This window comes from Cellulomonas fimi, from assembly GCF_028527925.1.
Classification (GTDB): domain Bacteria; phylum Actinomycetota; class Actinomycetes; order Actinomycetales; family Cellulomonadaceae; genus Cellulomonas; species Cellulomonas fimi_C.
This window is the reverse complement of the sequence record NZ_JAPESW010000083.1, coordinates 1-7,994: the sequence shown is the minus strand read 5'-3', so window position 1 is coordinate 7,994 and position 7,994 is coordinate 1. Positions and strand designations below refer to the sequence as shown.

8 protein-coding genes are annotated in these 7,994 nt (G+C 74.4%); 6 read left to right on the top strand and 2 right to left on the bottom strand.

Annotated features, from left to right (window positions below):
* Positions 1-205: 205 nt before the first annotated feature.
* Positions 206-1,273 carry an aquaporin gene (locus OMK64_RS19490; RefSeq protein WP_272730016.1) on the bottom strand — a complete coding sequence of 356 codons (1,068 nt, stop codon included), beginning with the start codon at positions 1,271-1,273 and terminating at the stop codon, positions 206-208.
* Positions 1,274-1,535: 262 nt separating this feature from the next.
* Between OMK64_RS19490 and OMK64_RS19485 the strand changes: the two genes are divergently transcribed.
* The 3 genes from OMK64_RS19485 to OMK64_RS19475 all read left to right on the top strand — a co-directional run bounded on the left by OMK64_RS19485 (position 1,536) and on the right by OMK64_RS19475 (position 4,146).
* Complete coding sequence (locus OMK64_RS19485) at positions 1,536-2,753, top strand: NADP-dependent isocitrate dehydrogenase (protein ID WP_272730015.1); 1,218 nt, start codon at positions 1,536-1,538, stop codon at positions 2,751-2,753.
* Positions 2,754-2,881: 128 nt separating this feature from the next.
* The gene (locus tag OMK64_RS19480) at positions 2,882-3,874 is read left to right on the top strand and encodes a malate dehydrogenase (RefSeq protein ID WP_272730014.1); all 993 of its coding nucleotides are present in this window, start codon (positions 2,882-2,884) and stop codon (positions 3,872-3,874) included.
* A complete protein-coding gene (locus OMK64_RS19475; RefSeq protein WP_308201797.1) occupies positions 3,760-4,146 on the top strand; it encodes a DUF167 domain-containing protein in 387 nt (128 codons plus the stop codon). The genes OMK64_RS19480 and OMK64_RS19475 overlap by 115 nt, the downstream gene beginning before the upstream one ends.
* Before the next feature lie 18 nt (positions 4,147-4,164).
* On the opposite strand, the gene OMK64_RS19470 is transcribed toward OMK64_RS19475, so the two are convergent.
* Entirely contained in the window at positions 4,165-4,800 is a 636-nt protein-coding gene (locus OMK64_RS19470; RefSeq protein WP_272730012.1) for an alpha/beta fold hydrolase, read from the bottom strand.
* Positions 4,801-4,981: 181 nt separating this feature from the next.
* Between OMK64_RS19470 and OMK64_RS21165 the strand changes: the two genes are divergently transcribed.
* The 3 genes from OMK64_RS21165 to OMK64_RS19455 all read left to right on the top strand — a co-directional run.
* Positions 4,982-6,532, top strand: a complete 1,551-nt coding sequence (locus OMK64_RS21165) for an ABC transporter ATP-binding protein (RefSeq protein ID WP_272730011.1) — start codon at positions 4,982-4,984, stop codon at positions 6,530-6,532.
* Positions 6,529-7,671 carry an ABC transporter permease gene (locus OMK64_RS19460; RefSeq protein ID WP_272730010.1) on the top strand — a complete coding sequence of 381 codons (1,143 nt, stop codon included), beginning with the start codon at positions 6,529-6,531 and terminating at the stop codon, positions 7,669-7,671. Before OMK64_RS21165 ends, OMK64_RS19460 begins: the two co-directional genes overlap by 4 nt.
* A partial coding sequence (locus OMK64_RS19455) for an ABC transporter permease subunit (protein ID WP_445292863.1) occupies positions 7,668-7,994 on the top strand: 327 nt, incomplete at its 3' end. The genes OMK64_RS19460 and OMK64_RS19455, both read left to right, overlap by 4 nt.

The following is a 7,994-nucleotide window of genomic DNA, read 5'->3' as shown; positions in this document are numbered from 1 at the left end:
GGCGTCGTGCGGGCGGTCCGGCCCTCGCCCGGCCCGGTCGCGATCTCCGTGCGGTCCAAGCCGATCGACCTGGTCGTGCTGTTCGGCGGCGCGCTCTGCCTCGCCGTCCTCGCGCACTCGCTGCCGCCGGGCGCCTGAGCCCGCCGGCCCGGACGCACGACGGTCCCGGCCGCCGTGCGGCGACCGGGACCGTTCTCGTGCGTGGTCAGGCCTTGCGGTCCTCGACGACGAGCACGTCGTCGGTCGTGACGTAGACGTCGTCCTCCTCGAACAGGTTGTCCTCGACCGGCTCCGACGCGAACGCGCGGTAGACGAGCGCGGCGATCGCGGCGCCCAGGAGCGGCGCGGCCCAGAACAGCCAGATCTGCTCCCACGCCCACGAGTCGGAGAAGATCGCGGTCGCGACCGAGCGGGCCGGGTTGAGCGAGCCGTTCGTCACGGGGATCGCGACGAGCAGCAGGGCCGCGAGCGTGAGGCCGATGGCGAACGGGGCGACGCCCGACGAGGTCGCGCGGCGGTCCGTGACGCCCAGGATGACGCCGACGAAGACGGCCGTCACGACGAGCTCGATGAGGCCGGCGCCGATCCACGAGAAGCCCTCGCCGGCCTGCGCGGCGATCGGCGAGTGCGCGGCGAACCCGTTCGACGTCGCGGAGAAGAAGCCGCGCTCCTGGTCCGCGAGAGCAGGGAGGGTCGTGACGACGACGAAGAGCACGGCAGCCGCGGCGGCCGCGCCGACCAGCTGCGCGAGCCCGTAGGGGAGCAGGTCGCGCCACGACGTTCGGCCCGCGAGCACCGCACCGAACGTCACGGCCGGGTTGAAGTGGCCGCCGGAGACGTGGCCGACCGCGGCGATGCCCGCGAACACCGCGATGCCGAACGCGAGGGCGACGGCCAGCGGGCCGGCCTGCGTCACGGCCGCGTAGAGCGCGGTGCCGACGCCGGCGAGGACGAGCACGAACGTGCCGAACGCCTCCGCGCCGAGCCGCGCCAGCAGGCCGGGGCCGGTGGTGACGACCGTGCCCGCGGGCACGACGTACGCGTCGACCTCGTCGTCGCTCTCGGCGGCCGGGACGGGCGGCGTGGCGGGGGTGCCGGGGGCGTCGCCGGGCTTCGCGAACCCCGTCGCGGGGGCGGCCGGTGCCTCCGGGGCGGGTGCGGCGGCGGTCGCGTCGGCCTGCGGGGCGGCGCTCGTCGCGTCCGCGGGGGCGGGGCCGGCGGCGGCCTTCTCGTCGGGCGCGCCGGCGGTCTGGTCAGGCGTGTCGTGGGACATGTCGGTCCTGTCGTGAGTACGGGTCCGCGGGCGCGTGCGCGGGCCGGGCCGGCCAACCCGCTGCGCCGTTGCTGATGGGGGCCAGCATGCCAGCCCAGCCTGAGCAGGGGCGCGGTATCGCGAGGCCGTCCGGTCACCGAGATCTCTTGATGTCGAGTAATCTTGTCCGCGGACACCGCCGGCCGCTGCGTGCCCCCGCGTGCGCGAGGCGCCGGCCCCCGGGCCCGCCAGGGCCCTCCCCACGGCACAGGAGACCCACCGCATGGCGAAGATCAAGGTCGTCGGCCCGGTCGTCGAGCTCGACGGCGACGAGATGACGCGCATCATCTGGCAGTTCATCAAGGACCGCCTGATCCACCCGTACCTGGACATCGACCTGCGCTACTACGACCTGTCGATCCAGAACCGCGACGCCACCGACGACCAGGTGACGATCGACGCGGCGCACGCCATCAAGGAGCACGGCGTCGGCGTCAAGTGCGCGACGATCACGCCCGACGAGGCGCGCGTCGAGGAGTTCGGCCTGAAGAAGATGTGGGTCTCGCCCAACGGCACGATCCGCAACATCCTCGGCGGCGTCGTCTTCCGCGAGCCGATCATCATCAGCAACATCCCGCGCCTGGTCCCGGGCTGGAACAAGCCGATCATCATCGGCCGTCACGCCCACGGCGACCAGTACAAGGCGACCAACTTCAAGGTCCCCGGCGCGGGCACGCTGACCCTGACCTACACGCCGGCCGACGGCTCGGAGCCGATCCACCAGACCGTCGTGACGTACCCGCAGGAGGGTGGCGTCGCGATGGGCATGTACAACTTCAACGAGTCGATCCGCGACTTCGCGCGCGCCTCGTTCGCGTACGGCCTGCAGCGCGGCTACCCGGTCTACCTGTCGACCAAGAACACGATCCTCAAGGCCTACGACGGCCAGTTCAAGGACATCTTCCAGGAGGTGTTCGACACCGAGTTCAAGGAGCAGTTCGACGCCGCCGGGCTGACCTACGAGCACCGCCTCATCGACGACATGGTCGCCGCGGCCATGAAGTGGGAGGGCGGCTACGTCTGGGCGTGCAAGAACTACGACGGCGACGTGCAGTCCGACACGGTCGCGCAGGGCTTCGGCTCGCTCGGCCTCATGACGTCGGTCCTCATGACCCCCGACGGCAAGACCGTCGAGGCCGAGGCCGCGCACGGCACCGTCACGCGCCACTACCGCCAGTACCAGGCGGGCAAGCCCACGTCGACCAACCCGATCGCGTCGATCTTCGCGTGGACCGGCGGCCTCAAGCACCGCGGCAAGCTCGACGGCACGCCCGAGGTCACGCAGTTCGCGGAGACGCTCGAGGACGTCGTCATCAAGACCGTCGAGAGCGGCAAGATGACGAAGGACCTCGCGCTGCTCATCGGCCCGGACCAGGCCTGGCTGACGACCGAGGAGTTCCTCGCCGCGCTCGACGAGAACCTCCAGGCGCGCCTGGGCTGATCCCGGCCCGCACGACGACGAAGGGCGACATCCCGTGGGGGTGCCGCCCTTCGCGCGTCCTCGGGTCCGGGTAGCGTGCGGGTAGCCCCGAACGGGGCCGCCGCCGTCGTCGTCCCCGAGGAGCAGCCGTGCCCGCCAGCCAGCCTGTCAACGTCACCGTCACGGGAGCCGCCGGCCAGATCGGCTACGCGCTGCTGTTCCGGGTCGCGTCCGGACAGCTGCTCGGCCCCGACACACCCGTCCGGCTGCGGCTGCTCGAGGTCCCGCAGGCCGTCAAGGCGGCCGAGGGCACCGCGATGGAGCTCGACGACTGCGCGTTCCCGCTGCTCGCGGGCATCGACATCCACGACGACGCGACCGCCGCGTTCGACGGCGTGAACGTCGCGCTGCTCGTGGGCGCCCGGCCGCGCACCGCGGGCATGGAGCGCGGCGACCTGCTCTCCGCGAACGGCGGCATCTTCGGCCCGCAGGGTGCGGCGATCAACGCGGGTGCGGCCGACGACGTGCGCGTCCTGGTCGTCGGCAACCCCGCCAACACCAACGCGTGGATCGCCGCGCAGCACGCCCCCGACGTCCCCGCTTCGCGCTTCACCGCCATGACGCGGCTCGACCACAACCGGGCCGTCGCCCAGCTCGCCGCGCGCACGGGCGCGTCGGTCGACGACATCCGCCGCGTCACCATCTGGGGCAACCACTCCGCGACGCAGTACCCCGACGTGTCCCACGCGACCATCGGGTTCCGGCCGGCGCGCGACGTCGTCGGCGACGACGCGTGGCTGAGCGACACGTTCATCCCGACCGTCGCCAAGCGAGGGGCCGCGATCATCGAGGCCCGGGGCGCGTCGTCGGCGGCGTCCGCGGCCAACGCCGCGATCGACCACGTGCACACGTGGGTGCACGGCACGCCCGAGGGGGACTGGACGTCGGCCGGCATCGTGTCCGACGGGTCGTACGGGGTGCCCGAGGGGCTCGTGTCGTCGTTCCCGGTGACGTCGTCGGGCGGCGAGTGGCACATCGTGCCGGACCTCGACATCGACGACGCCTCCCGCGCACGGATCGACGCGTCCGTCGCCGAGCTCGTCGAGGAGCGCGAGGCCGTCCGCGCGCTCGGCCTCGTCTGACGTCGGTGCGCGTCGCGGTCCGGGTCCGGCCGGGAGCGTCGCGCACCCGGGTCGGAGGCCGGTACGGCGACCGGTTGGTGGTCGCGGTGCAGGCGCGGGCCGTCGATGGAGCGGCGACGGAGGCGGTGCTGCGGGCGCTCGCGGACGCGCTCGGGCTGCGGCGCCGCGACGTCCGCCTGGTGTCGGGGGCGACGAGCCGGGACAAGGTCGTCGAGGTCGACGACGTGCCGGGCCTTGACGAGGCTGTCCGGGCGCTGGCTGACGCGGGTTGACGTCGGCCGCGGGACGCCTCAGCGGGACACCCGGGCGAGCAGGTCGAGCACCACGTCCGCGAGCACCGCGGGGGCGTCGTGGTGGACGAAGTGCCCGCAGCCCGGCAGGACGCGGACCTCGACGCCGTAGGGCCGCAGGGCGTCGGCGGCGGCGTGCCGGGCGGGCGGTGAGTCGGCGCCGACGGTGACCAGCACCGGGCCCTGGCCGGGCGCGACGGGCGACGGCTCGAAGCGGCGGAACATCGCGAGGTCACGACCGACGGCGTCGGGGTCGTCCGGCGCCAACGACGCGTCCCACGTCGGCCCGTAGAGCGCGGCGCCGAAGCCGGTCACGCCGCCGGCAGCCCAGCCGGCGACGACGTGGTCGAGCAGCCCGGGGACGAGCGAGCCGACCGCGGGCTCGTGCAGCACGGCACCCGCGACGGGCACGTCGGAGGCGGCGAGCGCGAGCCCGAGGGTCGCGCCCCCGCTCACGCCCACGACGACCGCGTCCTCGACGTCGCCGAGTGCGGCGAGCTCGCGCGGCAGGTCGCCGGTGCTGGGCCGCTCGGGCACGACGACCTCGGCGACCTGCTCCAGCAGCGGGCGCAGCCCGTCCCAGACGCGTGCGGTCGTCGCGGCACCGTGCAGGAGGACGACGCGAGGGCGGGGCATGGGCGCGAGCCTAGGGCCCGTCCTGAGGGGTCGCCGGGGCGCGGAGCGATCGCGCGTGACGGATACGAACGCGTTACTTCGAGCGTGTATGTCCGAAACATCCCGGTCGTAGCGTCCGCGGCATGGATACACGGAGGGATACGGCAGTGCATACGCCCTCCCCGCGCGGTGCGAGCCGGCCGTGACCGCCGAGCCCGCGGTCCGCGCGGCGAGCCGGGTCGGCAAGCCGCCCGCGCTCCTCGAGGCGCGTAGCCTCACCAAGCGGTTCGGCGACGTCCTCGCGAACGCGGACGTCGACCTCACGGTCCTGCCCGGCACGGTGCACGGGCTGATCGGGGAGAACGGTGCCGGCAAGAGCACGCTCCTCAAGATGCTGTACGGCGTCTACACCCCGGACGAGGGACGTCTCTACGTCGACGGCGCTCCCGTCGAGCCCGGCAGCCCGGCGGACGCCCGCGCGCTCGGCATCGGCATGGTGTTCCAGGACCTGCGGCTCGTCCCGGCGCTGACCGTCGCCGAGAACATCGCGCTCGCGCTGCCCGAGGGGCCGCTGCTCGGGCTGCGGGCGCTGTCGGCGCGGGTCGCGGAGGCCTCGGAGCGGTACGGCCTCGCGGTCGACCCGGCCGCGACCGTCCGGCACCTGTCGATCGGGGAGCGGCAGCGCACCGAGATCCTCAAGGTCCTCATGACGGGCGCCCGCCTGGTCATCCTCGACGAGCCGACGAGCGTGCTCGCGCCGCAGGAGGTCGAGGCGCTCTTCGGCGTGGTGGCGCAGCTCCGCGACCAGGGGCTCGCGGTCGTGCTCGTCACGCACAAGCTCACCGAGGTCCGCGCGATCGCCGACCAGGTCACGGTGCTGCGCGGCGGACGCGTCGTCGTCGGGGCGGCCGACCCGGCGGGCTTCACCGACGCCGAGCTCGTCGAGGCGATGGTCGGCCGACGCGTCCCCCCGCTCGCCCAGGAACGCGCGCCCGTCCCCGACGGCGACCGGGCGGCGCTCGAGCTGCGCGGCGCGACCGCGCGCGGCGACCGCGGTCACGTGGCGCTCAAGGACGTCGACCTCGACGTACGGCCGGGCGAGGTCGTCGGTGTCGCGGGCGTCGCGGGCAGCGGGCAGAAGGAGCTGTGCGAGGTCGCGCTCGGCCTGCGGCCGCTGGCCGGCGGGACCGTCCGGGTCGGCGACGCCGAACCCGGGGCACTGACCGTCCGTGACGCGATCGCGCACGGCGCCGTCACGGTGCCGGAGGACCCGGTCGCCGACTCCGTCGTCCCCGGGCTGACGGTGCTCGAGCACATGGTGCTCGACGGGCGGCCCGTGCCGCGGCGCGGGCTCGGCGTCGACTGGGCGGCGGTCGACGCGCGCACCACGGCGCTCGACGAGCGGGTCGGGCTGCGCATCGCACCGCGCGGCCGCCAGCTCGCCGCGCTGTCCGGGGGCAACATCCAGCGCGTCCTGCTGACCCGCGAGCTCGGGCAGGACGCGTCCGTCGTCGTCGCGGCGTACCCGAGCCGCGGCCTGGACGTCGCGAACACCCGCCGGACGCAGGAGCTCCTGCTCGAGCACCGGGCGCGCGGCGCGGCGGTGCTCGTGGTGTCGGAGGACCTCGACGAGCTGCTCGCGCTCGCGGACCGCATCGCGGTGATGCACGACGGGCACGTCGTGGGCGTCGTCGACGCGGCGGGCGCGGACCGCATGTCGATCGGCCGTCTGATGCTCGGAGGTGCCGCATGAGCCAGGACGTCACGCGCGACGCGGGGACGGCGGAACCGCCGCCGACGACGAGCGCGACGCCGGTCGTCGCCGCGCCGCCACGCCCGTCCGTCCGTCCGGGGGCGCCGGCCGCCGACCGCATGCCGCCGTGGGTGCCGACCGCACTCCGCTGGACCGGCGCGGTCCTCGCGGGACTCGTCGTGTTCGGGGCGTTCGTGCTGGCGAACGGCGCCGACCCGCTCGCGGTGTACGCGGACATCTGGTCGTCGACGCTCACGCAGCCGGGCCAGTTCCAGCAGATCGTGCTCCGGGCCGCGCCGATCGCGCTCGCCGGGCTCGCGGTGGTCGTCCCCGCACGTGCGGGGCTCGTGAACGTCGGCGGGGAGGGGCAGCTGATCGTCGGCGGGATCGCAGCGGCGGGCGCCGCGTACTGGCTGACGCCGTTCGCGTCGGTCGGCGGCGTGATCGGCGGCATGGTCGTCGCGGCGGCGCTCGCGGGAGCCGCGTGGGCGGGGATCGCGGCGGCGCTGCGGCTGGTCGTCAAGGTCAACGAGGCGGTGACGACGCTGCTGCTCAACTACGTCGCGCTGTACTCGATGCTCTTCCTCATCCTCGGGCCGTGGAAGGACCCGGCCGCCCTCGGGCAGTCGACGAGCGTCGAGATCGTCGACTCGGTCAAGCTCCCGGTGTTCACCGGGACCGCGATCCACGTCGGTGTCCTGCTCGCGGTGGTCGCGGCCGGCGCCGTGTGGTTCGGGTTGAGCCGCACGTCATGGGGCTTCCGGCTGTCCGTCGTCGGCGGCAACGCGGAGGCGGCGCGCCGCGCCGGGCTGCCGGTCGTGCGGCTGCTGCTCACGGCGCTGCTGGTCGGCGGTGCCCTCGCGGGGCTCGCCGGGTTCCTCCAGCTCGCGGGCATGGAGTACAAGCTGCGCCCGACGTTCGGCCTGACGATCGGCTACGTCGCGTTCCTCGCGTCCTGGCTCGCGCGCCACAAGCCGCTGCCGCTGCTGCTCACGTCGTTCGTCCTCGCGGCGATCGCCGTGGCGGGCAACAGCCTCCAGATCGGCTCGGGCCTCCCCGCCGCGAGCGTGAACATCCTCATGGGTCTCGTGCTCGTCGCCGTGCTCGGCTGGACGGGCGCACGGAAGGGGCGCGCGTGATCGTCGACATCCTCGCGGGCGCGGTCCGCGGCGGGACCTCGCTGCTGTACGCCGGGCTCGGCGAGACCGTGTCGGAGCGGGCGGGCGTCGTCAACCTCGGCACCGAGGGTGCGATGCTCCTCGGCGCGCTCGGCGGCTACGCGGTCACGGCGGGCACGGGCAGCCCGTGGGTCGGCGTGCTGGGCGGTGCGGCGGCGGGTGCGCTCCTGAGCCTCGTCCACGCGGTCCTCGTGGTGAGCCGCCGCGCCAACCAGTTCGCGAGCGGCCTCACGCTCTACTTCCTGGCGCTCGGCGTCACCGCGCTGTTCGGGCGCGAGTACGTG